19 protein-coding genes and 1 riboswitch are annotated in these 24,683 nt (G+C 73.1%); of the genes, 12 read left to right on the top strand and 7 right to left on the bottom strand.

The features are described from left to right. The first annotated feature begins 52 nt into the window (after window positions 1-52). Both ABD208_RS02545 and ABD208_RS02550 read left to right on the top strand, forming a co-directional pair. Entirely contained in the window at window positions 53-1,399 is a 1,347-nt protein-coding gene (locus ABD208_RS02545; RefSeq protein ID WP_344099170.1) for an ABC transporter substrate-binding protein, read from the top strand. Then, a complete protein-coding gene (locus ABD208_RS02550) occupies window positions 1,396-3,237 on the top strand; it encodes a glycoside hydrolase family 35 protein (RefSeq protein ID WP_344099172.1) in 1,842 nt (613 codons plus the stop codon). Before ABD208_RS02545 ends, ABD208_RS02550 begins: the two co-directional genes overlap by 4 nt. 121 nt (window positions 3,238-3,358) lie before the next feature. Here the strand turns inward: ABD208_RS02550 and ABD208_RS02555 are convergent, their stop codons facing one another. Continuing rightward, window positions 3,359-3,931, bottom strand: coding sequence for a Uma2 family endonuclease (locus ABD208_RS02555; protein WP_344099175.1), 573 nt, complete (start codon window positions 3,929-3,931; stop codon window positions 3,359-3,361). 239 nt (window positions 3,932-4,170) lie between these two features. Between ABD208_RS02555 and ABD208_RS02560 the strand changes: the two genes are divergently transcribed. Beyond that, complete coding sequence (locus ABD208_RS02560) at window positions 4,171-5,583, top strand: RICIN domain-containing protein (RefSeq protein WP_344099177.1); 1,413 nt, start codon at window positions 4,171-4,173, stop codon at window positions 5,581-5,583. 268 nt (window positions 5,584-5,851) lie between these two features. Here the strand turns inward: ABD208_RS02560 and ABD208_RS02565 are convergent, their stop codons facing one another. Next, the gene (locus ABD208_RS02565) at window positions 5,852-7,039 is read right to left on the bottom strand and encodes a substrate-binding domain-containing protein (RefSeq protein WP_344099179.1); all 1,188 of its coding nucleotides are present in this window, start codon (window positions 7,037-7,039) and stop codon (window positions 5,852-5,854) included. Between the two features lie 200 nt (window positions 7,040-7,239). Here ABD208_RS02565 and ABD208_RS02570 point away from each other — a divergent pair, with 200 nt between their 5' ends. The 6 genes from ABD208_RS02570 (at window position 7,240) to ABD208_RS02595 (ending at window position 14,275) form a co-directional block, all read left to right on the top strand. Then, window positions 7,240-8,247 carry a hydroxyacid dehydrogenase gene (locus ABD208_RS02570; RefSeq protein ID WP_344099181.1) on the top strand — a complete coding sequence of 336 codons (1,008 nt, stop codon included), beginning with the start codon at window positions 7,240-7,242 and terminating at the stop codon, window positions 8,245-8,247. Continuing rightward, window positions 8,244-10,355, top strand: a complete 2,112-nt coding sequence (locus tag ABD208_RS02575) for a DUF2264 domain-containing protein (protein WP_344099183.1) — start codon at window positions 8,244-8,246, stop codon at window positions 10,353-10,355. The genes ABD208_RS02570 and ABD208_RS02575 overlap by 4 nt, the downstream gene beginning before the upstream one ends. A gap of 68 nt (window positions 10,356-10,423) precedes the next feature. Next, window positions 10,424-11,719, top strand: a complete 1,296-nt coding sequence (locus tag ABD208_RS02580; RefSeq protein ID WP_344099185.1) for an ABC transporter substrate-binding protein — start codon at window positions 10,424-10,426, stop codon at window positions 11,717-11,719. A 29-nt stretch (window positions 11,720-11,748) separates the two neighbouring features. Continuing rightward, window positions 11,749-12,705 carry a carbohydrate ABC transporter permease gene (locus tag ABD208_RS02585; protein WP_344099187.1) on the top strand — a complete coding sequence of 319 codons (957 nt, stop codon included), beginning with the start codon at window positions 11,749-11,751 and terminating at the stop codon, window positions 12,703-12,705. Next, window positions 12,705-13,544, top strand: a complete 840-nt coding sequence (locus ABD208_RS02590) for a carbohydrate ABC transporter permease (RefSeq protein ID WP_344099189.1) — start codon at window positions 12,705-12,707, stop codon at window positions 13,542-13,544. The genes ABD208_RS02585 and ABD208_RS02590 overlap by 1 nt, the downstream gene beginning before the upstream one ends. 5 nt (window positions 13,545-13,549) lie before the next feature. Continuing rightward, window positions 13,550-14,275, top strand: a complete 726-nt coding sequence (locus ABD208_RS02595) for a ferredoxin-NADPH reductase (RefSeq protein ID WP_344099191.1) — start codon at window positions 13,550-13,552, stop codon at window positions 14,273-14,275. A 199-nt stretch (window positions 14,276-14,474) separates the two neighbouring features. Here the strand turns inward: ABD208_RS02595 and ABD208_RS02600 are convergent, their stop codons facing one another. Then, window positions 14,475-15,359, bottom strand: coding sequence for a bifunctional methylenetetrahydrofolate dehydrogenase/methenyltetrahydrofolate cyclohydrolase (locus ABD208_RS02600; RefSeq protein ID WP_344099193.1), 885 nt, complete (start codon window positions 15,357-15,359; stop codon window positions 14,475-14,477). Window positions 15,360-15,440: 81 nt separating this feature from the next. Further along, window positions 15,441-16,733: a serine hydroxymethyltransferase gene (gene glyA, locus ABD208_RS02605; protein ID WP_344099195.1), complete on the bottom strand. Its 1,293-nt coding sequence runs from the start codon at window positions 16,731-16,733 to the stop codon at window positions 15,441-15,443. A 105-nt stretch (window positions 16,734-16,838) separates the two neighbouring features. Further along, window positions 16,839-16,961: riboswitch (ZMP/ZTP riboswitch) on the bottom strand. A 74-nt stretch (window positions 16,962-17,035) separates the two neighbouring features. On the opposite strand from glyA, the gene galK reads away from it, so the two are divergent. Further along, the gene (gene galK / locus ABD208_RS02610; RefSeq protein WP_344099197.1) at window positions 17,036-18,271 is read left to right on the top strand and encodes a galactokinase; all 1,236 of its coding nucleotides are present in this window, start codon (window positions 17,036-17,038) and stop codon (window positions 18,269-18,271) included. A gap of 113 nt (window positions 18,272-18,384) precedes the next feature. Then, window positions 18,385-18,852: a hypothetical protein gene (locus ABD208_RS02615; protein WP_344099199.1), complete on the top strand. Its 468-nt coding sequence runs from the start codon at window positions 18,385-18,387 to the stop codon at window positions 18,850-18,852. 39 nt (window positions 18,853-18,891) lie between these two features. On the opposite strand, the gene ABD208_RS02620 is transcribed toward ABD208_RS02615, so the two are convergent. Beyond that, a complete protein-coding gene (locus ABD208_RS02620; RefSeq protein WP_344099200.1) occupies window positions 18,892-19,710 on the bottom strand; it encodes an exodeoxyribonuclease III in 819 nt (272 codons plus the stop codon). A gap of 93 nt (window positions 19,711-19,803) precedes the next feature. Here ABD208_RS02620 and ABD208_RS02625 point away from each other — a divergent pair, with 93 nt between their 5' ends. Beyond that, on the top strand, window positions 19,804-22,848 hold the full coding sequence (locus ABD208_RS02625; protein ID WP_425561068.1) for a helix-turn-helix transcriptional regulator: 3,045 nt from the start codon (window positions 19,804-19,806) through the stop codon (window positions 22,846-22,848). Between the two features lie 10 nt (window positions 22,849-22,858). Here ABD208_RS02625 and ABD208_RS02630 read toward each other — a convergent pair whose 3' ends face one another. Both ABD208_RS02630 and ABD208_RS02635 read right to left on the bottom strand, forming a co-directional pair. Then, the gene (locus ABD208_RS02630) at window positions 22,859-23,368 is read right to left on the bottom strand and encodes a VOC family protein (RefSeq protein WP_344099204.1); all 510 of its coding nucleotides are present in this window, start codon (window positions 23,366-23,368) and stop codon (window positions 22,859-22,861) included. 136 nt (window positions 23,369-23,504) lie between these two features. After that, complete coding sequence (locus ABD208_RS02635; RefSeq protein WP_344099206.1) at window positions 23,505-24,659, bottom strand: Mrp/NBP35 family ATP-binding protein; 1,155 nt, start codon at window positions 24,657-24,659, stop codon at window positions 23,505-23,507. Between the last annotated feature and the right edge of the window lie 24 nt (window positions 24,660-24,683).

Raw genomic sequence — 24,683 nt, forward strand, 5'->3', positions numbered from 1 at the left:
AACCCATTCCTACCCACGAACCACCTCACCGACAACGATGCGGGAGATCACCATGAGGAACCACACCATGCGACGGGTCCTGGCCGCGGGCGCCGGGATCGCCCTGGCCGGGGCGCTCAGCGCCTGCACCCCCGACGCCGGTCCCGCCGGCGGCGGCGGTGGCGAGGGCGCCACCGCCGAGGAGATCGAGGCGGCCCTCGAGGAGGGCGGCGAGATCGACTACTGGACGTGGACGCCGCAGGCCGAGGCGCAGATCGCGGCCTTCGAGCTGGCGTACCCGAACGTCAGGGTCAACCTGACCGACACCGTCGGCGCGGGCGAGGCCAACGAGAAGCTGCAGAACGTGCTGGCCGCGGGCGACGGCGTGCCCGACGTCGTGCAGATCGAGTACCAGTCCCTGCCGCAGTTCCAGCTGCCGGGTCACCTGACGGACCTGAGCGCGTACGAGTTCGGCGAGCTGGAGAGCCTGTACACGGCCTCGACCTGGGGCGCCGTCGCGCAGAACGACGGCATCTGGGGGCTGCCGCAGGACAGCGGGCCCATGGCGTTCTTCTACAACGAGTCGGTGTTCACCGAGCTCGGCGTCGACGTGCCCGCCACCTGGGACGAGTACCTCGAGGCGGGCAGGGCGATCAAGAAGGCCGACCCCGACGCCTGCATCGGCAACGACACCGGCGACCCCGGCCTGACGACCAGCCTCGTCTGGCAGGCGGGCGGGCAGCCGTTCCGGACCGAGGGCGAGTCCGTCACGATCGACCTGGCCGACGAGGGCACCGCGCGATGGGCCGAGACCTACCAGGAGATCATCGACGCCGGGATCCTGTGCGACATGCCCGGCTGGAGCGACGAGTGGTACGCGGGGCTGAACGACGGCACGATCGCGGCCGTCACGCTCGGCGCCTGGATGCCCGGCATCCTCGAGGACGGCGTGCCCGAGGGCAAGGGTGACTGGAAGGTCGCCCCGATGCTCACCTACGACGGCACGCCCACGAACGCCGAGAACGGCGGGTCCGCCGAGGCCGTGCCCGCGCAGGCGCCGAACAAGCTGCTCGGCGTCGGCTTCCTGAAGTGGCTGAACTCCAGCGACGAGTCGATCTCCGCGTTCCTGGAGACGGGCGGGTTCCCGGCCACCGTGGAGCACCTCGGGTCCGAGGAGTTCCTGGGCTACGAGTCCGAGTACTTCGGCGGGCAGAAGATCAACGAGGTGCTGGCCGCCGGCGCCTCCGACGTGAACGAGGGCTGGCAGTACCTGCCGTGGCAGTCGTACGCGAACGACATCTTCGCGGACACCATGGGCCCGGCGTGGCTCGGCGAGACCACCCTCGCCGACAGCCTCGCGGCCTGGCAGGCCGAGAACGAGGCCTACGGCGCCGACCAGGGGTTCACGGTCGGCGGATGAGCACCTTCGAGATCGGGGAACGGGACTTCCTCCTGGACGGGGAACCCCTCGCGCTCGTCAGCGGGGCGCTGCACTACTTCCGGGTCCACCCGGACCAGTGGGCCGACCGGATCCGCAAGGCACGGCTCATGGGGCTGAACGCCGTGGAGACCTACGTGCCGTGGAACTTCCACTCGCCCGCGCGCGGGGAGTTCCGGACCGCGGGACGGTACGACGTCGGGCGGTTCCTCGATCTCGTCGCCGCCGAAGGGCTGCACGCCGTGGTCCGGCCCGGGCCGTACATCTGCGCCGAGTGGGACGGGGGCGGGCTGCCGGCGTGGTTGTTCGCGTCCGGTGGCGGTGGCGCCGACGGTGACGGCGACGGTGGCGGTGGCGCCGACGGCGGCGGCGCGGTCGGCGTGCGGCGGGCGGAGCCGCGGTTCCTGGAGGCGATCGGGGAGTACTTCCGCGAGCTGCTGCCGATCGTGGCGAAACGGCAGGTCAGCGTGGGCGGGCCCGTGCTGATGGTGCAGGTGGAGAACGAGTACGGCGCCTACGGGGACGATCCGCCGCAGGCGCGTGCGGAGTACCTGCGGGCGCTGGTCGGGCTGATGCGGGAGCACCTCGACGTGCCGCTGTTCACCGTGGACCAGGCCGACGACCACCACCAGTCCCGGGGCGGGTTGCCGGGGCTGCACAAGATGGCGTCGTTCGGGTCGCGGGCCGCCGAACGGCTCGAGGTGCTGCGGCGGCACCAGCCCGACGGGCCGCTGATGTGCATGGAGTTCTGGAACGGCTGGTTCGACTCGTGGGGGCAGCACCATCACGTGGCGCCGCCGGCGGTGAACGCCCAGGACCTGGACGACCTGCTGGCGGCCGGGGCGTCGGTGAACCTGTACATGTTCCACGGGGGAACGAACTTCGGGTTCACCAGCGGCGCCAACGACAAGGGCACGTACCTGCCCATCACGACGTCGTACGACTACGACGCGCCGCTGGCGGAGCACGGGGCGCCCACCGCGAAGTACCTCGCGATGCGCGAGGTGATCTCGCGGTACCGCGAGGTGCCGGCCGAGGTACCCGAGGCGCCCGCACCCGCGCCCGTGCTCGACGTCCCGCTCTCCGGGCGGGTCCCGCTGAGCCGCGTCCCGGCCCGGCCCGGGACCGCCGGGCGGCACGACCGGCTGCCGGCGCACGACGACGTCGGGCACTGGTCGGGCCTGTCCGTGTACACCACCCGCGTCCGGGCCGACGACGGCGCGATCACCTTCGGCGAGGTGCGCGACCGGGCGATCGCGCACGTCGACGGGCGGCCGATCGGGACGCTCAGCCGGACGCTCGGCGAACGGACCCTGCCGCTGCCCCCGGTGGACGGGGAGCTGACGCTGCTGGTCGAGGACCAGGGGCGGGTCAACTACGGGACCCGGATCGGCGAGGCGAAAGGGCTGATCGGGCCGGCCCGCACCGCCACGCGGGAGGTCGCCGGGTGGGAGGTGACGCCGCTGGCGCTCGAGGGGCCCGACGGGCTGCTCTCGGACGAGGTGCGCGCGGCGCTCGCGGAGGCGGCCGCGGTGCGGCCGGAGCAGCCCTTCGCCGGGCCGGTGCTGTGCCGCGGGGAGTTCCGGAGCGTGGCGGGCGCGGACCACTTCCTGCGGCTGGACGGCTGGACCAAGGGCCTGGCCTGGGTGAACGGCTGGCCGCTGGGCCGGTACTGGAGCCACGGCCCCACGCGGACGCTCTACGTCCCCGGACCGGTGGTCAAGGAGCGGAACGAGCTCGTGGTGCTGGAGCTGCAGGGCGCGGCGTCGGCTCACGCGCGGTTCGTGGCGGAGCCGGACCTGGGTCACGACGAGGAGTAGCGGCCCGCGGTCGTGCCTCCGGGTGGGGCTGGAACGGCGAGGTACGGCTCCCGGGTGCCCGCCGGAGCCCGGCGGTGCGACGTCCGCGTGCCGTCGGGCTCCGGGAGACGGCGGGGATCGTTCAGGGCGTCAGCGCGGTGAGGTCGATCTCGATCGGGAACGGGACCGGGGTGGTCAGCTTGTCGCGCGCGACCTGGACGCGGGTGTACGTCGTCGTGACGTCGTCGAGCTCGTAGACGGAGACGGCGACGTCGCCGCTGGCCTCCTGCTCGACGATCCACATGTTGCGGATGCCCGCCTCGGCGTACTTCGCGGGCTTCATCTTCTTGTCGCGCTGCTCCGATTCCGGGGAGACGACCTCGATCACGAGTTCGACGTCGCCCGCCGGGATGGATGTCCTGGAGCCGTCGTACGGCGTCGTCGACACGGTGACGTCTGGCTCCGGACGGTTCTTCTCGTCGAGGAGGATCGTCATCTCGCGGTACGCGTGATGGCCCGCCGGTGCCTGCGGCCGCAGGGCCGCGCGCAGGGAGTCGACGACTTCCATGTGCCAGAAGCGTTGCGGGGACATGCTGAGGATCAGGCTCCCGTCGATCAGCTCGGTGTGTCGTGGAGCGTTCGGCAGGTGGTCCAGGTCCTCGGCGAGCCAGCCCTCCGGGCGCGGAGGGCGCATCCAGTCAGGGAGCTCGGTCATGGTGACACGGTAGCAACGTGCAGGAGGCGCGTCCTGACCGTTCGCCGGAACCAATGTCGATCGCACAGGCCAAGACGCTAGACGATCCGGTGCTTGATTGCTTGGGAAACCGGTGCGGATCCGTACCAATGTGAATCGAATCGGGGGATTGACCCGATGTTAACGTTGCCATAGTCTCGCCGAGAGTTCGATCGAGAGCTCGGCAATCTTGCCCGCTGCGATGGAGGAGTGTGGTTCGGATGAGACGTCTCGGTGCTGTGTTCGCGGCGCTGGTCTGTGCGATCGGGTCGAGTCTGGTGCTCGCGCCCTCCGCCTCGGCGTCCGAGGTGACGGTGCCCAACGCGACCCAGTTCACCGCCGTCGACGGGAGCCCCGTGCACGCGCACGGCGGCGGTGTGGTGAAGGCGGGGAGCTACTACTACTGGGTCGGGGAGAACCGGCAGCCGGACGGCAACGGGTTCCGGTACGTGAGCTGCTACCGCTCGGCCGACCTCGCGCGCTGGGAGTTCGTCGGCAACGTGCTGACGCAGTCGAGCGACCCCGAGCTGCAGTCGTCGAACATCGAGCGGCCCAAGATCATGTACAACAAGGCCACGGACCGGTACGTGATCTGGGCGCACAAGGAGCTCGCCACGGACTACAGCCAGGCGCGGGCCGCCGTCGCCGTCTCGACGACCAACCAGCCGTGCGGCAGCTACGACTACCGGGGCAGCTTCCGGCCGCTCGGCCACATGTCCCGCGACATCGGCGTCTTCGTCGACGGCGACGGCACCGGGTACATGTACTCCGCGGCGCGGGAGAACTACGACCTGCACATCTATCGGCTCACGGCTGACTACACGGGGATCGCGCAGCTCGTCGCCGATCCGTGGCACGGGGGTCACCGTGAGGCGCCCGCCCTGTTCAAGCGAGGGTCCACGTACTTCATGCTGACCTCCGGCGCCACGGGCTGGTCGCCCAACCAGCAGCAGTACGCGACGGCGCCGAGCGTCGCCGGGCCGTGGACCGCGATGAAGAACGTGGGCGACTCGACGATGTACGGGTCGCAGACCGCCTTCGTGCTGCCGGTCCAGGGCACGCAGGGGACCGACTACCTGTACCTGGGCGACCGATGGGGCAACTCGTTCGGCGGGATCGTGAACGACTCCCGGTACGTCTGGCTCCCGGTCGAGTTCCCCGGCAGCACGACCATGCGGATCGACTACTTCCCGGAGCTGGGCATCGACACGGCGGCAGGGACCGTCACGGGGCGGGGCGGGCCGTTCCTGACGCTGCGGCCGCGGCACGCGAGCACGTGCGCGGACGTGTCGAACAACAACGCCCGGGCCGGTGAGCAGCTCAAGACGTACGGCTGCAACGGGCAGGGGAACCAGAAGTTCTGGTTCCGCGACTCAGGCAGCGGGTACGTCACCGTCGTGACGCAGCACTCCGGGATGTGCCTCCAGGAGAACGCGTCGACCATCACGCAGGAGCCGTGCGACGGCGGGACCGATCAGCAGTGGTCGAGCACGTCCTCCGCCGGGTACCTGACGATCCGGGCGCGCGGCACGAACGAGTGCCTGGACGTCAACGGGGGCTCGACGGCCGCGGGCGCGTCGATCATCACGTACACCTGCAACGGTCAGCACAACCAGCAGTGGACCCGGAGCTAGGCGCCGGGCGCCGGCACCTCCGGTGACCGGCACGGGGCCGTGGGCTCCGTGCCGGTCGCGCTGCTCGGGTGACCTGGGGCGGGGCGACCCGCGGCGGGCCGACCTGGGGCGGGGCGACCCGCGGCGGGCCGACCTGGGGCGGGGCGACCCGCGGCGGGGCGACTGTGGCGGGGCGACTGTGGCGGGGCGACTGTGGCGGGGCGATCGCATCTGATCGGGTCGCGGAGACTTCCGGGCCTGTGCCTGCCCGGTGTCCCGCGCGGTGCGTTCACTGCGCGGGCGTGCGGCTGGAGCCGCGCACGATCAGGTGCGGGCTGAGCTGGACGCGGTGCACGGGGCGATCCGGGTCCGCGACGCGCTGGACCAGGAGGTCGAGGGCGGTCGCCCCGAGGGCCGCCTTCGCGGGGCGGACGCCCGTGATCGGGGGATCGGCGAGACCGGCCAGCTCGTCGTCGTAGGCGACGACGGCGAGGTCGTCCGGGACTCGCAGGCCACGGTCCCGGGCGTGTTCGACGAGACTGATGGCCTCGGGATCGGAGTGCACCAGGAGTGCCGTCGTCCCCGACTCGCGGCAGGAGTCGAGCACCCTTGCGGCATCCTCGTGCCAGCGCGGGTCGCGGTGCGGGACCGTGTCGAGGTCCGGGACGTCGGCGGTGAGGCCGAGCTCGGAGATCGTCTCCCGCCAGCCGCTGCGGACACCCCGGGTGGTGGGGCTGGTACGGGAGCTGACCAGCCCGATCCGGGTGTGGCCCGCGGCCGCGAGGTGCCGTGCGGCCATGGCCGCGCCCAGCGCGTGATCGGTCACCACCGACTCGACGGGCTCGCGCAGCGACCCCGCGTGGCCGGTGCGCTCGACGAGCACCACCGGGACGTCCAGCGAGGCGAGCCACTCGGCGAGTTCCGGGGCGTCGACCGGCGGGGTGACGAGCAGGCCGTCGCAGGACGGCACGAGGGCCGTCACCTGCCGGCGGACCTCGTCCGCGGCGTAGGTCCCGTTGCGCAGGATGATCCGGGTGCCCGGGCCCGGTGCGCCGGTCCGCACGCCCCGGATCACCTCGGGGTAGTAGTAGTCGAGGCTCGGGACCACCATGCCGACCGTCAGGGTGCGCGCGCCCGGCTCCCCGGCGGCCCGCCGGCCGGCTCCTCGGGACCCGTCGGCGCCGTCGGGACGGCGCGCCGCCGGGTCGTGGCCCGCGCCCGGGGTGATGACGGCCGCGGGCGATCCGGGGCCGGGCGGCGTGGCGTACTGGGCGTCCGGGACGAGGCGCGCCCCGCCGCGGACGCGTTCCAGGACGCCCTCCTCCGCGAGCTGGGCGATGTCGCGGCGCACGGTCACGGGCGTGACGCCCAGCGCGTCGGAGAGATCGGAGACGCGCGCCCAGCCGTCCTCGCGCAAGCGGTGCACCAGGCGCGCGCGCCGCTCGGCGGGCAGGAGTGCCGCGGGTTCGGCAGTCATCTCCTCGTCTCCTTCGGTCGGATCGCTCCGGCGGAGTTCCTCCGGCCGGGTGATGATCGGAACTGATCGCTTCGTGCATCCTACTGCGCACATCGGCACTTGCGCATCCGGTCGTGCATGCGCTTGAATGTGTGATGGCGATCATGGTTGATCGAAACTGAGCGTCAAGCGATCAATGGAGAAACGATGGAGGCGTCCAGGTGAAGCGACCCGAGGTGCTGCTGGTCATGTCCGGCGAGACGTACCGCACCCAGTTCGGCCCCGTGGAGCGGGCGCGCCTGGGCGAGCTGGCGACCCTGGGCGAGCCGGTGCAGGTCGAGAGCCTGGACGAGCCCGCGGCCCGCGAGCGGCTGCCCGCCGTCGAGGTGCTCCTGACCTCGTGGGGCGCGCACGCGCTGACGCCCGAGGTGCTGGCGGCCGCGCCACGCCTGCGCGCGGTGATCCATTGCGCGGGGACGGTGCGGTCGATCATGACCGAGGCCGCGTGGGCCCGGGAGCTGCTGGTGACGAACGCGGTGGACGCGAACGCGGTCCCGGTCGCGGAGTTCACGTTCGCCGCCGTCATCATGGCCGGCAAGAGGGCGCCGTTCCTCGCGGCGCGTGCCCGTGCGGCCCGCGCCGGCTGGTCGTCCGGCGAGTTCGGCGAGTTGTCCAACCGGGACCGGACGATCGGGATCGTCGGCTTCTCGCGCATCGGCCGGCGGGTCGTGGAGCGGCTCGCCGGGCTGGAGACGCGCGAGGTGCTGGTCTTCGACCCGTTCGCCGACCGCGACGAGGTCAAGGCGGCGGGCGCTCGTCTCACCGGCCTCGACGAGCTGCTGGCGGCGAGCAGCATCACGTCCCTGCACGCACCCGCGCTGCCGAGCACGCGCCACATGATCGGCGCGCGCGAGCTGGCCCTCATGCCGGACGGCGCGACCCTGATCAACACGGCGCGCGGCATGATCGTCGACACCGCCGCGCTCGAGGCCGAGTGCGAGACCGGGCGCCTCCACGCGATCCTGGACGTGACCGAGCCCGAACCCCTGAACGCGGACTCCGTGCTCTACGACCTGCCGAACGTCATGATCACCCCGCACATCGCCGGGTCGCTCGGGAGCGAGACCCGCCGGATGACGGCCGCCGCGCTGGACGAACTGGAGCGCTACGCGAGCGGCGAGGACCCGATCGCGCCGGTGACCCGCGAGAGCATGGGGACGAGCGCATGAGCGCGGCACGTACGGCAACGGCCGGGAACACCCGCAGCCACGGCCGCGAGGGCATGACCCGCGAGGAGCTGGGCGGGTACGCCGACACGCTGCTGGACGCCGCGTGGCGGTTCGCCTCGCCGTCGGGCAGCCTGATCACCCTGCCGGGCGCGCCCGGCGGCTACGGCACGGCGGTCGACGGGCTCGAGGGGTTCGCGCGGACGTTCCTCGCCGCCGGGTTCCGGCTGGCGGGGGAGCGGGGCTCGGATCCCGGCAACCTGGCGGAGCGGTACGCGCGCGGGCTCGCGGCCGGGACGGACCCCTCGCACCACGAGCGCTGGGTGACGCCCGTCGAGTCCGCCCAGGCCAAGGTCGAGGCGGCGTCGATCGCGCTGATCCTGGACATGACGCGGCCGTGGATCTGGGACCGGCTCGACCCGAGGGCGCAGGAGCAGGTCGTCGACTACCTGAGCGTGGTGGTGGGGGACGACACCTATCCGCGGATCAACTGGGTGTGGTTCCGGGTCGTCGTGGAGACGTTCCTCCGGTCGGTGGGCGGGCCGTGGTCGGCGGCCGACCTCGAGGCGGACCTCGCGGCCCACGACTCGTTCCTGCGGGCCGAGGGCTGGTACAGCGACGGGGAGGAGCGCGCCTACGACCACTACGCGGGCTGGGCGCTGCATCTCTACCCGGTGCTGTGGGCGCGGATGTCCGGCGCGTCCGAGGCGGACGGGCTCGTGCCCGGCCCCGGGCCGGAGCCGATCTCGCGGCGGCGGCGCGACATTGCGCACCTCGACCGGTACCTCCGCGACGCCGTCCGGCTGATCGGGGCCGACGGCGGCCCGCTGATCCAGGGCCGGTCGCTGACCTACCGCTTCGCGGCCGCGGGCCCCTTCTGGGCGGGTGCCCTGGCGGAGGTCCCGGGCACCTCGCCGGGCCGGCTCCGCCAGGCGGCGACCCGCATCGTCGGGCACTTCCTCGACCACGGGGTGCCGGGTCCCGATGGCCTGCTCACCCTGGGCTGGCACCACGAGTGGCGTCCGATCGCCCAGAGTTACAGCGGCACCGGTTCCCCCTACTGGGCGGCGAAAGGTCTGCTGGGGCTGGCGCTCCCGGCGGATCACCCGGCGTGGACCGCGGAGGCGGAGCCGCTGCCGGTCGACCACGAGGACCACGTCGGCGTGCTTCCCGCACCGGGCTGGGCGGTCTCGGCGACCGCCGGCGACGGCGTCGTGCGCGTGATCAACCACGGCACGGACCACGCGCGCCCCGGCGACCTCTCGGGCGACTCGCCGCTGTACGCCCGCCTCGGCTACTCGACGGCGACCGCACCGTTGCTCGACGCCGGCGCGTGGGAGCGCCCGGCGGATCAGTCGGTGGTGCTGCTGGACGAGGCAGGACGCGCCACGCATCGCACCGGCTTCCGGACCCTGCGGGCCGGCATCGTCTCCGCCGCGGGCCCCGGGCCGGCGTCCGGGACGTCGCCGCGGCCGGCCGGTGACGCGGCAACGACGTCCGCACCCGGCGGGTCGCACCGGCACGGCGACGCGGCGGTCCTGGCCTCCGTCGCGGATGCCCGCTGGCTCGAGGCCGGGCCGGCCGGCCCGGACCACGGATCCGGGGTGTCCGGTGCGGTGACCCCCGCCGGAACCGTGACCACGGTCTCCGTCGTGCGCGGTCCGTGGGAGGTCCGCCTCGTGCGCGTCGACGCCCTGCACCGGCGTGACGACGGCGTGCCGCCGGCTCGCGCGGTGGAGATCAGCGGGTGGGCGGTGAGCGGCCACCGCGCCGTCCGGAGCGGGACGGGCGACGCCACGGCGAACGGGCTGCGGTCACGCGTCGTGCCGCTGAGCGGCCCGCTGCTGCCCGGCGTCCGCACGGCCACCGGTGCGACGCCCCTGGGGGCGGAGGCGGCGGTGCCGTTCGCGCACGGGATGCTGGACGAGGCTGCGGCCGGGACCTGGCTCGCGGTCGCGATCGGCCTCGGCCGGGTCGGCGGTGCCGCCATCGCCGCGGAACCATCGGTCGACTTCCCCGGATCCGGTCCTGACGTCGCCGTGCACTGGCACGACGGCGTGCGGACCGCGGTCGTCCTCCCCGCGCCGGGCGGAGCGTCCGGCGCGGCGTGAACAGCAGTCCTTGCGGTTCGCCGGCCGGCGGATCGCATGTCGGAAGACACTCGAAGGAGAGTATGGCAATGAAGCGCAACACCCTGGTCATCACCGGCGCCGCTGCAGCGGCGTCGCTCGTCCTGGCGGGCTGCGGCGGCTCCTCGTCGCCCGAGGCCGCCGACGGGCCCCTCACGATCACCCTCGCGGGCTGGGACTTCGCCTCCACCCCGGAGTTCCAGACGCTCGCGGACGGGTTCTCCGAGGCGAACCCCGACGTGAAGGTGGAGCTCAAGGAGTACCCGGCCGGCGACGACTACGACACGGCCCTGACCGCGGACCTGTCGGCCGGGTCCGGGCCCGACGTGTTCATCGTCAAGAACCTGAAGAACTACGTCACGTTCCAGGCGGGCGGTGCGCTGCTCGACATCTCGGACGTGGCGGCCGAGCTCGACCCGGCCACGGGCGGCCTGGCCGCCATGGAGGTCGACGGCGCGACCTACGCGGTGCCCTACCGCCAGGACTCCTGGCTCCTGTACTACAACAAGGAGCTCTTCGAGAAGGCGGGCGTGGACACGCCCGACGGTTCCTGGACCTGGGACGACTACGCCGAGGCCGCGGAAACGCTGACCGAGGAGATCGGCGGGAAGGACGTCACGGGGACCTACCTGCACGGCTGGCAGTCCACGGTGCAGGGCTTCGCGCTCGCCCAGACCCAGGGCGCGTCGCTCGACGGCGGCGACTTCGGCTACCTGGCACCGTTCTACGAGCGCGAGCTCGCCACGCAGGCCGGCGGCGCCGAGCCCACCTACTCGACGGTGACCACGAACGAGCTCACCTACCAGGCGCAGTTCGGCACGCAGAAGGCGGCGATGCTGCCGATGGGTTCGTGGTACATCGCCACGCTCGTCTCGGAGCAGGCGTCGGGCGCCGCCGACGAGTTCGAGTGGGGGATCGCCCCCGCCCCGCAGCTCGACGAGTCCACGACCGGCACGGACAACACCCCGGTGACCTTCGGCGACCCGACGACGATGGGCGTCAACGCGGCGATCGACGAGGAGAAGATCGAGGCCGCCAAGGAGTTCCTGGCCTACGCCGCGGGCCCGGAGGGCGCGGCCGACCTCGCCGGGATCGGCATCACGCCCGCCCTGATCGACGACACCGTCGCGGACACGATCTTCGGGCTCGACGGCGTGCCCCAGGACGACCTGTCGCGGTTCGCCTACACGACGCACGAGACGCTGCCCGAGAACCCGGTGGGACCGAACACCGCGGCGCTCCAGACGATCCTCGGCGAACTGCACTCCGCGGTGATGTCGGAGTCCACGCCGGTGGACCAGGCGATCGACGAGGCCGAGCAGCGCGCCGCCGACGAGGTCGGCTGACCGGCGCCCCGAGGAAACGAGGAAAAACCATGACGGCTTCCGTCGTCGAGATCCCGGCGCCCTCGGGTGGGCCCCGTCGCGCGGGCCGGCCGCCCGCGCGACGGGGCCCGCGGGGCCGCCTCCAGCTGCGCAACGCGCTGATCGGCTGGACGTTCATCCTGCCGAACTTCATCGGCTTCGCCGTGCTCACCCTCGTTCCGGTGGTCACGCTGTTCTACCTCTCGCTGACGAGCTGGAACGCGTTCGGCGCCGCGAAATGGGTGGGCCTGGAGAACTTCGTCGAGCTCGCGGGGGACAAGAGCTTCCACACCGCGCTCGGCAACACGGTCTACTACGCCGCGCTGCACATCCCGCTGACGATCGTGACGTCGCTGGGGCTCGCGCTGCTGCTCAACCAGAGGCTGCGGGGCGCCGCGTTCTTCCGCACGGTCGCGTTCTTCCCGTACATCACGTCGATCGTCGCGGTCGCCGTGGTCTGGAACATGCTGTTCAGCCCTGAGTTCGGGCCGGTCAACCAGCTGCTCCAGGCGCTCGGGGTCGCGACGCCGCCCGGCTGGACCGTCTCGAAGGACTGGGCGATGCCCGCGGTGATCATCGTGGGCACGTGGAAGGACATGGGCTACTACATGCTCCTGTTCCTCGCCGGCCTGCAGACGGTGCCGGCCGAGCTCCACGAGGCCGCGCGCATCGACGGCGCGGGCGTGTGGCAGCGGTTCTGGAACGTCACGCTGCCCTGCCTGCGGCCGACGATGTTCTTCGTGACCGTGATGGTGACGATCCAGAGCTTCAAGGTCTTCGACCTGATCCTCGTGATGACCGACGGCGGCCCGGGCCAGGCGACGCTCGTGCTGAGCCAGTACATCTACCGCAAGGGCTTCGAGCAGTTCCAGTTCGGCTACGCCTCGGCGGTCGCCGTCGTGCTGTTCTTCATCTGCATCAGCGTGACGATCGTGCAGTTCCTGTACAACAAGCGGAGGGACGCGTGATGGCGGCTCGTTCGAGGACCGTGCGCGTGGCCGGGCGGGTCCTGCTCTACGTGGTGATGACCGTGGCGGCCGCCGGCATCATGCTGCCGTTCGCCTGGATGGTCGTGGCGTCGCTGAAGACGAACAACCAGGTGTTCACCGTCCCGGTCGAGTGGATCCCGGACCCGGTGCAGTGGCGCAACTACATCGACATCTGGGTCAAGGCCGACATGGTCACCTGGGTGCGCAACACGATGCTGCTCTCGGTCGTGGTGACGTTGCTCCAGGTGGTCACCGGGAGCTTCGCGGCCTACGGCTTCGCCAAGATGCGCTTCCCCGGCCGGGACGCCCTGTTCCTGCTCTACATCGGGACGATCGCCGTGCCCTGGCAGTCGTACATGATCCCGCAGTTCCAGATGCTCACGAGCTGGGGGCTGAGCAACACGCTCTGGGCCATCATGCTCCTGCAGGCCTTCGGCGCCTTCGGCGTCTTCCTCATGAAGCAGTACTACGAGTCGATCCCCGACTCGCTCTCGGAGGCGGCCCGCATCGACGGGCTGTCGGAGTACGGCATCTGGTGGCGGATCATCATGCCGCTGTCCGTCCCGGCGCTCGCCTCGCTGACCATCATCACGTTCGTTCAGACCTGGAACGACTACCTGGGCCCGCTCATCTACCTGCGGGACCGGGAGCTGTGGACGATCCAGCTCGGCCTGCAGTCGTTCATCGGCGAGTACAACACCGAGCACGCGCTGATCATGACGGGTTCCGTGCTGTCGGTGCTCCCGATCGCGATCATCTTCCTGCTCGGCCAGCGCTACTTCGTCCAGGGCATCGCCACGACGGGCGTCAAGGGGTGAGCGCCGTGACGAACCTTCCGGGGACGACGGCGGCCGGGGCTTCCGCGACCGCCGGCGGGGCGGGCAGCGGCCTCCGCCAGGCCATGCGCCTGCGGCCCGAGACGTACGAGCTGGTGTTCGGCACGGTCTACACGGGCCTGGCGGCCAATCTGCTGCTCGTGGTCTCGTGCCTCCCGGCGCTCTTCCTGGTCCTGGCGACCGACCTCACGGCGACCTGGCCGGCGCTCGTCGTGGCGGCGCCGCTGTGCGGGCCGGCCCTCGCCGCGGTGTTCGCCCTGTTCGGCGAGTTCAGCGCCGAGGGGTCGGTGCGGCCGGTACGCGCCTTCGCGCGCGCCTGGCGCCGGCACCTGCGGCGGGGGCTGCTCCTCGGGGCGCTCGGTACCGCCGTGACCGCGGTGCTGACCGTGGACATCGCCTACTTCTGGGGCCGGACCGCCGGCGCGGTCGCGATCCCCGTCCTGGCCGTGCTCCTGGCGGGCACGGTCGTCACGGCCGTTCTCGCTCTCGCGGCGCTCCCGCAACGCGCCGACGCGTCGCTGCGGCAGATCCTCGCCGCCGCCCTGTTCCTGGGCGCTCGCCGCTGGTATGCCGGTGCCGCGATCGTCGTCGTCCTCGTGCTGCTCGTCTCGCTGACGGCGGCGCGCCCGGCGATCGCCCTCGGCTTCGCGGCGTCCCCGCTGCTCTACGCGGTCTGGGGCGCGGCCCGCTTCGCGCTGCGCCCGCCGAGCTGAGCTCCGCCGCACCGGCGGCCGCCGCACCGGCCGCCGCCGCGCTGGCCGCCGTCGTGCCGATCGCTGCCGCACCGGCCGCCGTTGGGCCCGCTGCCGCCCCGACCGGCCGCCGGGCCCGCCGTCGCCAGCCGTTCGGCGATCGCCCGGGACCACCGTGCCCCCGGGCCGTCGCAGCACGCCGGAACCCGGCGCGGGCGGATCACGCGCCCGCCGAGCGCTCCGCCATCTCGACCACGTTGGCCAGCAGCATCGCGCGGGTCATCGGCCCGACGCCGCCCGGGTTCGGCGAGTACCACGACGCCTTCTCGCGGGCGGCCGCCGAGATGTCGCCCACCACCTTCGACCTGCCCGTTTCGGGGTCCGTCTCACGCGAGACGCCGACGTCGATCAGCACGACGCCGTCCTTGACCATGTCGCCCGACACGATGTCCTTGACCCCGGCCGCCGCGACGACGACGTCCGCCCGGCGCACCAGGCTCTCCAGGTCCTTCGTGCCGGTGTGCGTCAGCGTGACCGTCGCGTTCACCGAGCGCCGCGTGAGCAGCAGCCCGATCGGCCGGCCCACGGTCACCCCGCGGCCCAGCACGACGACCTCCTTGCCCGCCAGGTCGACGTCGTGCCGCAGCATCAGGTCGATGATGCCGCGCGGCGTGCACGGCAGCGGCGAGGTGATCTCCTCGTTGACCCGCAGCACCAGGCGCCCCAGATTGGTGGGGTGCAGGCCGTCGGCGTCCTTGCCCGGATCGATCATCTCCAGGATCCGGTTGGTGTCGATGCCCTTCGGCAGCGGCAACTGGACGATGTAGCCGGTGCAGGCCGGGTCCTCGTTGAGGCGGCGGACGGCGGCCTCGATGTCCTCCTGCGTCGCGTCGGCGGGCAGGTCCTCGCGGATCGAGGCGATCCCCACCTCCGCGCAGTCCTTGTGCTTGCCGTTCACGTACCACTGCGACCCGGGGTCCTCGCCCACGAGCAGCGTCCCGAGCCCGGGCGTCACGCCACGCTCGCGCAGCACCGCCACCCGCTCGCCGAGCTCCGCCTTGATGGCCGCGGCGGTGGCCTTCCCGTCAAGAATCCGTGCGTTCATCAGTGCTCCAGGAAATGAGCGCCGGTCCGGTGCCCCGGGCGAGGTCGTTTCGCGGGGCGGCACCGGACCGGCGTCGTCGGATCAGAGGTTGGGGTAGAGGGGGAATTCCGCGGTGAGCTTGGCGACGCGGGCGGAGAGGGCGTCCACGTCGGCCGAGGCGCCGGCCTTCAGCGCCGTGGCGATGATGTCCGCGACCTCCGTGAACTCCGTGTCGCCGAACCCGCGCGTGGCCAGCGCGGGCGTGCCGATGCGCAGGCCGGACGTGACGCGCGGCGGGCGCGGGTCGAACGGGACGGCGTTGCGGTTCACCGTGATGCCCGCGTCGTGCAGGAGGTCCTCGGCCTGCTGGCCGTCGAGCGGGGAGTCACGCAGGTCCACCAGCGTGAGGTGCACGTCGGTGCCGCCGGTGAGCACGGAGACGCCGGCGCCGGCCACGTCCGCCTGGTTCAGGCGGTCCGCGATGATCCGCGCGCCGTCGAGCGTGCGCTGCTGGCGCTCCTTGAAGCCGTCGGACGCCGCCACCTTGAACGCCACCGCCTTCGCCGCGATGACGTGCATGAGCGGGCCACCCTGCTGGCCCGGGAACACGGCGGAGTCGATCTTCTTCGCGTACTCCTCGCGCGCCAGGATGAAGCCGGAGCGCGGCCCGCCGATCGTCTTGTGCACGGTCGACGACGTCACGTCCGAGTGCGGCACCGGCGACGGGTGCAGCCCGGCGGCCACGAGGCCGGCGAAGTGCGCCATGTCGGTCCACAGCTTCGCGCCGACCTCGTCCGCGATCTCGCGGAACGCCGCGAAGTCGAGCTGACGCGGGTACGCCGACCAGCCCGCGATGATGACGTCGGGCCGGTGCTCGAGCGCGGCCTTGCGCACCGCGTCCATGTCGATCCGGTAGGTCGTGGGGTCCACGCCGTACGCGCCGACGTCGTACAGCCGGCCGGAGAAGTTGATCTTCATGCCGTGCGTGAGGTGGCCGCCGTGGGCCAGCTCCAGGCCGAGGATCTTGTCGCCCGGCCTGATCAGCGCGTGCAGCACGGCCGCGTTCGCCTGCGCGCCGGAGTGCGGCTGGACGTTCACGTGCTCGGCGCCGAACAGCGTCCTGGCGCGGTCCTTCGCGAGGTTCTCGGCGATGTCGACCTGCTCGCAGCCGCCGTAGTAGCGCTTGCCGGGGTAGCCCTCGGCGTACTTGTTGGTCAGGACCGAGCCCTGGGCCTCGAGCACGGCGGTGGGGACGAAGTTCTCCGACGCGATCATCTCGAGCGTGTCGCGCTGGCGGGCCAGCTCGCCGTCGAGCACGGCGGCGATCTCGGGGTCCACCTGCGCCAGCGGCGCGTTCATCACGTCGGCGGGAAGTTCGGGAGTCTGAGCGCTCATGTGCGTCTCCTCATGGGCTGGCCGAATCGAAACTGACAACGGTTCTCGTATCGGGCCCGCCACACCGCGACCGGGAGTCGGGCGGGGCACACCTCCTACGAGGTGACCCCGGGCCCAGGCGAACGACCCGTCGTCGGCACAGTACGTCGCTCCCCGGTGGTTGCTCCACCTCGTCCCGCCGGGCATGCTGGGAGGCCCGGCGCGACAGCGCCAGTCGCGACGGGCAAAGCCTAGCAGTGGCGGCCGCGCAGCATGTGAAACGTGTCGCCGCCCCGCCGCGTCGTCGTGCCAGGATTGAAGCCATGCCTTCCTCGCCGCAATGGCTCGATTCCTGGGCGCCTGCCGACGGCGCCGAGCGCGTCCGCACCCTGTTCGCCCGTTCCTTCGAGGGCGCCGGGCCCGACGGCGTCTGGTTCGCGCCCGGCCGCGTCAACCTGATCGGCGAGCACACGGACTACAACGCCGGGCTCTGCCTGCCCACGGCGCTGCCGCACCGTACCTACGTCGCGCTCCGGGCCCGCCAGGACGACGTCGTCCGCCTCGTGTCCGCGCAGACCCCCGACGAGCCGTGGGAGGCGAAGCTGGCGGACGTCGCGCCCGGGACCGTCCGGGGCTGGGGCGCCTACGTCGCGGGCGTCGCCTGGGCGCTCGCCCGGGCGGGGCACGAGGTGCGCGGGTTCGACGCCGTCGTCGACTCGTGCGTGCCGTTCGGTGCGGGCCTCAGCTCGTCGGCGTCGCTGGAGTGCGCGTTCGCCGTCGCGATCGACGACGTGTCAGGCCTCGGCCTGGCAGCCGACGACGAGGGCCGCACCCAGCTCGTCGAAGCCTGCCGCCGCGCCGAGAACGAGATCGCGGGCGCGCCCACCGGCGGCCTCGACCAGTCCGCGGCGATGCGCTGCGGCGAGGGCACCGCGCTCCTCCTGGACTTCCGCCCCGGCCTGTCCGCCGTGGAATCCGGGCAGCCGGTGCCGTTCGAGCCGGCGTCGGGGGGCCTGGAACTGCTCGTCGTGGACACCCGTGCCCCGCACGCGCTCGTCGACGGGCAGTACGGCGCGCGCCGCGCGTCCTGCGAGCGGGCCGCGGAGATCCTCGGCGTGGACAACCTGCGCGAGATCGTGCCCGCGGAGCTCGACGACGCGCTGGCCAAGCTTGCGCCGTCGGACGACGACGGCGTGCTGGCGCGCCGCGTGCGGCACGTCGTGACCGAGACCGAGCGGACGGCCGCGTTCGCGGAGCACGTCGCGGGCGGCCGGGTCGCCGAGGTCGGCCCGCTGATGACGGCGTCGCACGCCTCGCTCCGTGACGACTACGAGGTCTCCTGCCGCGAGCTCGACCTGGTGGTCGACACGGCCGTGCGGGCGGGCGCCGTCGGTGCCCGGATGACCGGGGGCGGGTTCGGCGGTTCCGCGATCGCGCTGGTGCCGAAGGGCGATGTCGGGCGTGTCGTGGCCGCCGTCGACGGCGCGTTCGCCGCCGCCGGTCTCACGCCTCCGGCCTTCCTGCTGGCCCCGCCGTCCGCGGGCGCCGGAAACGGTTAGGCTCCCCACGGGTTACCGCCCTGGCCGGGCGGTCCGCTATTTTGTGGCGCACGCGGTGTCGCGGGGCGCCGGGTACTCTACACGAGGGGATCTACGAGGTGCCACGGCGGATTGTGCCGACGAGACGGATCGGTCTGCGGGTCGTCCACGCGGCCCTGGGGGCGGCGCTCGCCGTCGCCCTGGCCGGTTGCGACATGGGAGCGCGGGTCGTGTCCAACGGGTTCGCGCCCGGCGACGACTTCTCCTACATGGCCCAGGCCAAGCGCGGTGGCGGGACGACGTTCGGCCTGATCTCGGGCGCCGTCTCGTCCGACGGGTCGATCGCGGGCGAGCTGCAGGTCGTCCGGGTCGAGGGCGGCGCCGTGAGCAAGGAGACCGCCGAGCTGGCCGGCACCGCGAACGAGGACGGCACGGCCGTGTTCCGGGGTATCGGCCCGGACGGGGCCGATGTCACCGCGACCCTCGAGGAGGAGCGCGCGGTCATGATCACCGACAAGGAGCCCGGCGTGCCCGCCACCGAGTGGCAGCGGGCCTCGCTCCCGGCGTTCAACGGCGCCGTGCAGAACGCGTCGCAGGGCTGAGGCCGGCGGCACCGGCGGCCCCCCGCCGCGCGCCGGGGCTCAGAGCTCGTAGGTGGCGACCACGGCGGCGTGGTCGCTCCACCGGGCCTCGTAGCTGTCGGCCCGCTCGACCTCGACCTTGCGGCACGCCGGCGCCAGCGCCGCGTTCGCGAGCTGGTAGTCGATCCGCCAGCCGGAGTCGTTGTCGAACGCCTTGCCGCGCCACGACCACCAGGTGTACGGCCCCGGGCCGTCGCCGCCGTGGGCCCGGCCCAGGTCGGTCCACCCGAGCCCGGCCCAGCGGTCGAGGTACTCGCGTTCGCGCGGGAGGAACCCCGCGCTCTTCAGGTTGCCCCTCCAGTTCTTGATGTCCGCGTTGGTGTGCGCGATGTTGACGTCCCCGGCGACGACGGCGGGAACGGGCGCGGCGGCGAGCTCGGCGAGCCGCGGCGTGACGCGGTCGAGGTAGGCGTACTTCGCCTCCATCGTCGCCTCCTGGCCGGGGTTCGTGGAGCCGGAGTGCTGGTAGGTGGACACGACGGTGAGCGTGCCCGCGCCGCCGGGCAGCGTCAGGTCCGCCTCGATCCAGCGGCCGGTGTCGACGTCCGGCTCGGTGCCGTCCGGGATCGGCAGCCCGCGGCGCACGGCGGCGATCGGCAGCCGTGAGGCGACCAGGACGCCGGCCCTGCCCTTGATCGCGCTCGGCTCGTGCGCCACGTGCCAGCCGTCGAGGTGCTTCTCCACGACGGCGTCGGGCGCACGGACCTCCTGCAGCAGGAGCACGTCCGGCGTGCGCGCGGCGATCCAGTCCTCCATCCCGCGGCGGACGGCCGCGCGGATCCCGTTGACGTTGGCGGTGGCGATGATCAGCTCGGGCATGCGCACAACTGTACGACGCGGGCCGCATCCGACGCGGGGGGCCGGGCGGAGCCTGTGGACGACCACCCCGCGATGTCGGTGTCCGGTGGCACGATGTTTCCCGTGCGACGTTCCACGACGATCCCGTTGATCTCCCGGCAGGCGCCGGCCGCCTCGCTTCTGGGAGCGGTCGGGCGCGCGTCGGCGGGGCGGCCCGGGCTGGTGCTCGTCGGAGGTGATGCCGGGGTGGGCAAGACGCGGCTGGTGGGCCATGTCGCGCGGGAGGCGGGTGCCTCGGGCGCCCGCGTCGTCGTCGTGCACTGCGTCGATCTCGGGCAGGTCGGGATCCCGTACCTGCCGTTCACCGAGGCCCTCGCGCAGCTCCAGGCCGGGGTCGCCGGGCCGGAGGCCGCCGCCGAGGTCGCCGGGCTCGCGGCCGAACGCCCCGCGCTGTGGCGCCTGCTCGAGCCCGGCGGGACCGCCGGGGCGGAGCACGACGAGCGCCTGCAGCTCTTCGAGGGCATCGCGCGCAGCCTGGGCGCGGCGGGGGAGCCCGGGCACCCGCTGGTCCTCGTGGTGGAGGACATCCACTGGGCGGACGCCTCGACCCGCGACGTCCTGCGCTTCCTCGCCGTGCGTGCCCGTTCGGAGAACCTCCTGGTCGTGGCCACCTACCGGGCCGACGACGTCGATCGCCGGCACCCCCTGCGCCCCGTGCTGGCGGAGCTGTCCCGGCTGGAGCACGCGGACCGGATCGATCTGGGGCCGTTCGACGAGCACGAGCTGCGCGACTTCACGACGGCGCTGGCGGGCAGGGCCCTGACCGCCGCCGAGTTCTGCGACGTGCGGGACCGCTCGGAGGGCAACGCGTTCTTCGCCGAGGAACTGCTGGAGGCCGGTCCCGGCGCGGGTTCGCTGCCCTGGACCCTGACGGAGGTGCTGCGCACCCGGCTCGAACGGCTCGATCCCGACGTCCAGCAGGCCGTGCGCCTCGCGTCCGTCGCGGGCCGGCGGGTGCGGGAGGAGGTGCTGCGCGCCGCGGCGCGGCAGCAGGTGGGTCACGACGTCGACGCCGCGCTGCGGGAGGCCGTCACCCAGCAGGTGCTCGTGGTGGCCGGGGACCACCTCGAGTTCCGGCACGCGCTGCTGGCCGAGGTCCTGTACGCCGATCTGCTGCCCGGGGAGCGTATCGGGATGCACCGCGCCTATCTCGCGGCGCTCACGCAGCAGGGCGCGGACGGCCGGCCGCTGGGCGGGCCGGCCGAACGTGCGCACCACGCCGTCGAGGGGAACGACCTGCAGGCGGCCCTCCGGGCCGCGCACGAGGCCGCCGTCGCCGCGCGCAACCTCCTGGCACCCGCGGAGGAGCTGGGGCATCGGGAGCAGGTCCTGGAGCTCTGGGACAGCGTGCCCGACGCCGGCGCGATCCTCGGCACGGACCTCACCGACGCGGCCGTCGCCGCCGGTGAGGCCGCGGCCAAGGCGGGGGACCCGGAACGCGCCGTCCGGCACACCGAGGACGCCGTCGGCCGGCTCGCCGGTGATCCCGCGCGGCAGGCGGCGATGCAGCACGTGCTCGCGCGCCGGTACCTCGATCTGCCCGAGGACGGCGGCCACATCGAGAGCAGCGTGGGGGCCCTCCGGTCGGCGCTGGAGATCCTCCCCGACCCGAGCCCGGACCGGGTGTGGAGCTATGCCCTGCTGGCGCGGCTCGCCATGGCCCTCGACCGGGACGACGAGGCGCGCGCCGAGGCCCGGCGCGCCGTCGCCGGGGCACGCGCGCTGGGCGAGCACGGCGCGCTGGCCGAGGCCCTCACCACCCTCGCCGTGCTCGACGTCGCGGACGCCGACGCGGCGGCACGGCACCTCACCGAGGCCACCGAGGCGGCCGTACGAGCCGGTGACGTCCTGACCGAGGTGCGCTGCCTCTACAGCGCGACCGCGAACCGCTTCTACGCCGGCCACCTCGACGACGCGGAATGCCGGGCCGCCCGCACGCTCGCCCGCGCCGACGAGCTCGGCCTCACCTGGAGCACCTACGGCGTGGTCACGCTGATCCTCCAGGAGGTCATGCTCTACTTCCGCGGCGACCTCACCCACCGCCCGGTCGGGAGCGTGCCGCCCGCCTGGCGGCGGGTCCTCGAGGCGACCCGGCTGTACGCGGCGGTCGCCCGCGGCGACGAGGACGCGATCTCCCGCGGCGAGGCCCTCAACGAGCACTGGCGGGAGGACGGGCAGATCGCCCTCCTGGCGGGCGGGTGCCTCACCGACGCCTGCACCTGGGCCGGGCGGTACGACGACGCGCTCGGCAACGCGCAGCGCGTGATCGACCATCTCGGCAAGGTCTGGGACGAGCACTTCCTGGGCGGCATCTGGATCTCGGCCCTTGCCCTGGCGGCCCTGGCGGACGCCGCCGAGGCCGATCGGTCGTCCGGCCGCGCGGGTCAGGCGGCCAGGGGATCTGGGGCGGACCAGCCGGGCGGCACGCGCGACCAGCGGATGGCCGGACGGCTGGAACGGGCGGACGCGCTCCTTGCCCGGGCGCAGGAGACCGCGCGCCGCGGCCGGCCGCGCGGCGGGGTCCTGGGCCCGGAGGGCCGGGCCTGGCTCCTGCGGGCCGCCGCCGAGCACGCCAGGCTGCGCGCCGTCGTCCACGGCGACTGGGCCGCGGCCGCCGGCGTCTGGCGGGAGACCGTCGACGCGTTCGGTTTCGGGTACCGGTACGAGCAGGCCCGCTCACGGTACCGATGGGCGGAGGCGCTGCTCGGCACCGGCGAGAAGGAGCAGGCCACGACGGCTGCGGCCGAGGCGCTCGCGGAGGCGGAGGCCATCGGCGCCACGCCCCTGGCGGAGGCGGTCCGCGCGCTGGGCAGGCGAGCGCGCCTCGGGCTGCCGATGCCGGAGGGGGCACCGGGATCGCCGGCCGCGTCGGGTGGCGGGCGTGACGCCCGGGACGGCCTGCCCGAACTCACGGACCGGGAGGCCGAGGTCCTCGCGCTCGTGGCCGACGGCCTGTCGAACCGGCAGGTCGGCGAACGGCTGTACATCTCCGCCAAGACGGCGAGCGTGCACGTCTCGAACATCATGGCGAAGCTCGGCGCGTCCGGGCGGGCGGAGGCGGTCAGCCTCGCGCACCGCCGCGGGCTGCTGGACGGGTGAGGCGGCCGGGTCACGACGCCGGGGCGGGAGTCTCCTCGCCGTCGTACGCGGCCTCGAGGGCCGCGACGTCGATCTTGCCCATCTGCAGCATCGCGTCCATCGCACGGCGGTTGGCCGCGGTGGTGTAGTCGCCGCACAGCTCGTAGAGCCGCCTGGGGATCACCTGCCACGAGACGCCGAACCTGTCCTTGCACCAGCCGCACGGGCCGGGCTCGCCGCCGTCGGACGTGAGGATCTCCCAGTACCGGTCCACCTCGTCCTGCGTGTCGACGTCGAGCAGGAAGGAGAACGCCTCGTCGAGGCGGAAGTTGTCGCCCGCGTTCAGGCCGGTGTACTTCTGCCCGGCCACCGTGAACTCCACGACGAACGGCTGCCCGGCGGGCGCGCCGACGATGCCGTCGGGCTGCGGCGACACGATGACCTTGTCGACGCTGCTGCCCGGGATGTGCCGCGCGTAGAACTCGGCCGCCTCGTGGGCGTCGTTGCCGCCGAACCACAGGTGGGAACGTACTTCGACCATGGTCGTCTCCTCAGGTGCGCCGGAACCCTCCCTGTGAGGATCCCCTGCGAGGTACGACGACGCGCGGCGGGCGGAGTCATCGGTCCGCGCGGCCGGCCCGGGGCGGCCGCGCGGGGCGGGAGTGCGGGGCGGCGGCTCAGGCCGGCGTGACCCCCAGCTGCATCCCGGCCAGCCCGCGCCTGCGTGCCGCCAGCCCGCGCGCCACCTCCCGCAGCACCCGGGCGCCCGGCGACTCCGGCGCCGTCAGGACCACCGGCGTCCCGCTGTCGCCGCCCTCCCGCACCGCCACGTCCAGCGGGACCTGCCCCAGCAGCGGCACCTCGGTACCGAGCGTGGCGGTCAGCCGCCGCGAGACCGACGCCCCGCCGCCCTCGCCGAACAGGTGCAGCCGCGACCCGTCCGCCTGCTCGAGCCATGACATGTTCTCCACCACGCCGACCACGCCCTGCGCCGTCTGCGTCGCGACCGAACCCGCCCGCTCCGCCACCTCGGCGGCCGCCGCCTGCGGCGTCGTCACCACCAGCACCTCCGAGCGCGGCAGCAGCTGCGCCACCGAGATCGCGATGTCGCCGGTCCCGGGCGGCAGGTCGAGCAGGAGCACGTCCAGGTCGCCCCAGTACACGTCGGCCAGGAACTGCTCCAGCGCGCGGTGCAGCATCGGCCCGCGCCACACCACGGGCTGCCCGGCCGGCACGAACATCCCGATCGAGACCACCTTGACCCCGTGGGCGACCGGCGGCAGGAGCATGTTGTCCACCCGCGTCGGCTGCCGGTCCACCCCCAGCATGCGCGGGATCGAGAACCCGTAGATGTCGGCGTCGATCACGCCGACCCTGAGCCCGTCGGCGGCCAGCGCGACCGCGAGATTCGCCGTCACCGACGACTTGCCGACGCCGCCCTTGCCCGACGCCACCGCGTACACCTTGGTCAGCGAACCCGGCTGGGCGAACGGGATCACGGGCTCGCCCGTCCCGCCGCGCAGTTTCGTGCGCAGGGCCGTACGCTGATCCGGCGTCATCACTCCCAGGTCGACGGTCACGGAAGCCACGCCGTCGACGGCGCTCGCGGCTGCCGTGACGTCCTTGACGAGCGTCGATTTCATGGGACAACCGGCGACAGTGAGGTCGATCCCGACGACGACGTGCGCGCCCGCGGCGGCGTCGGCCTGCTCGACGGCGACGGACCGCACCATGTCCAGTTCCGTGATGGGCCTGTGGATCTCGGGGTCCTGGACACGGCTGAGCGCGTCCCGGACAAGGGTCTCGACGGTCGGGGATTTGGCGGATGTCACCCCCCGATCCTATGGTCCGTCACC

The organism is Myceligenerans crystallogenes (assembly GCF_039529775.1).
In the GTDB taxonomy this organism is placed as follows: Bacteria; Actinomycetota; Actinomycetes; order Actinomycetales; family Cellulomonadaceae; genus Myceligenerans; species Myceligenerans crystallogenes.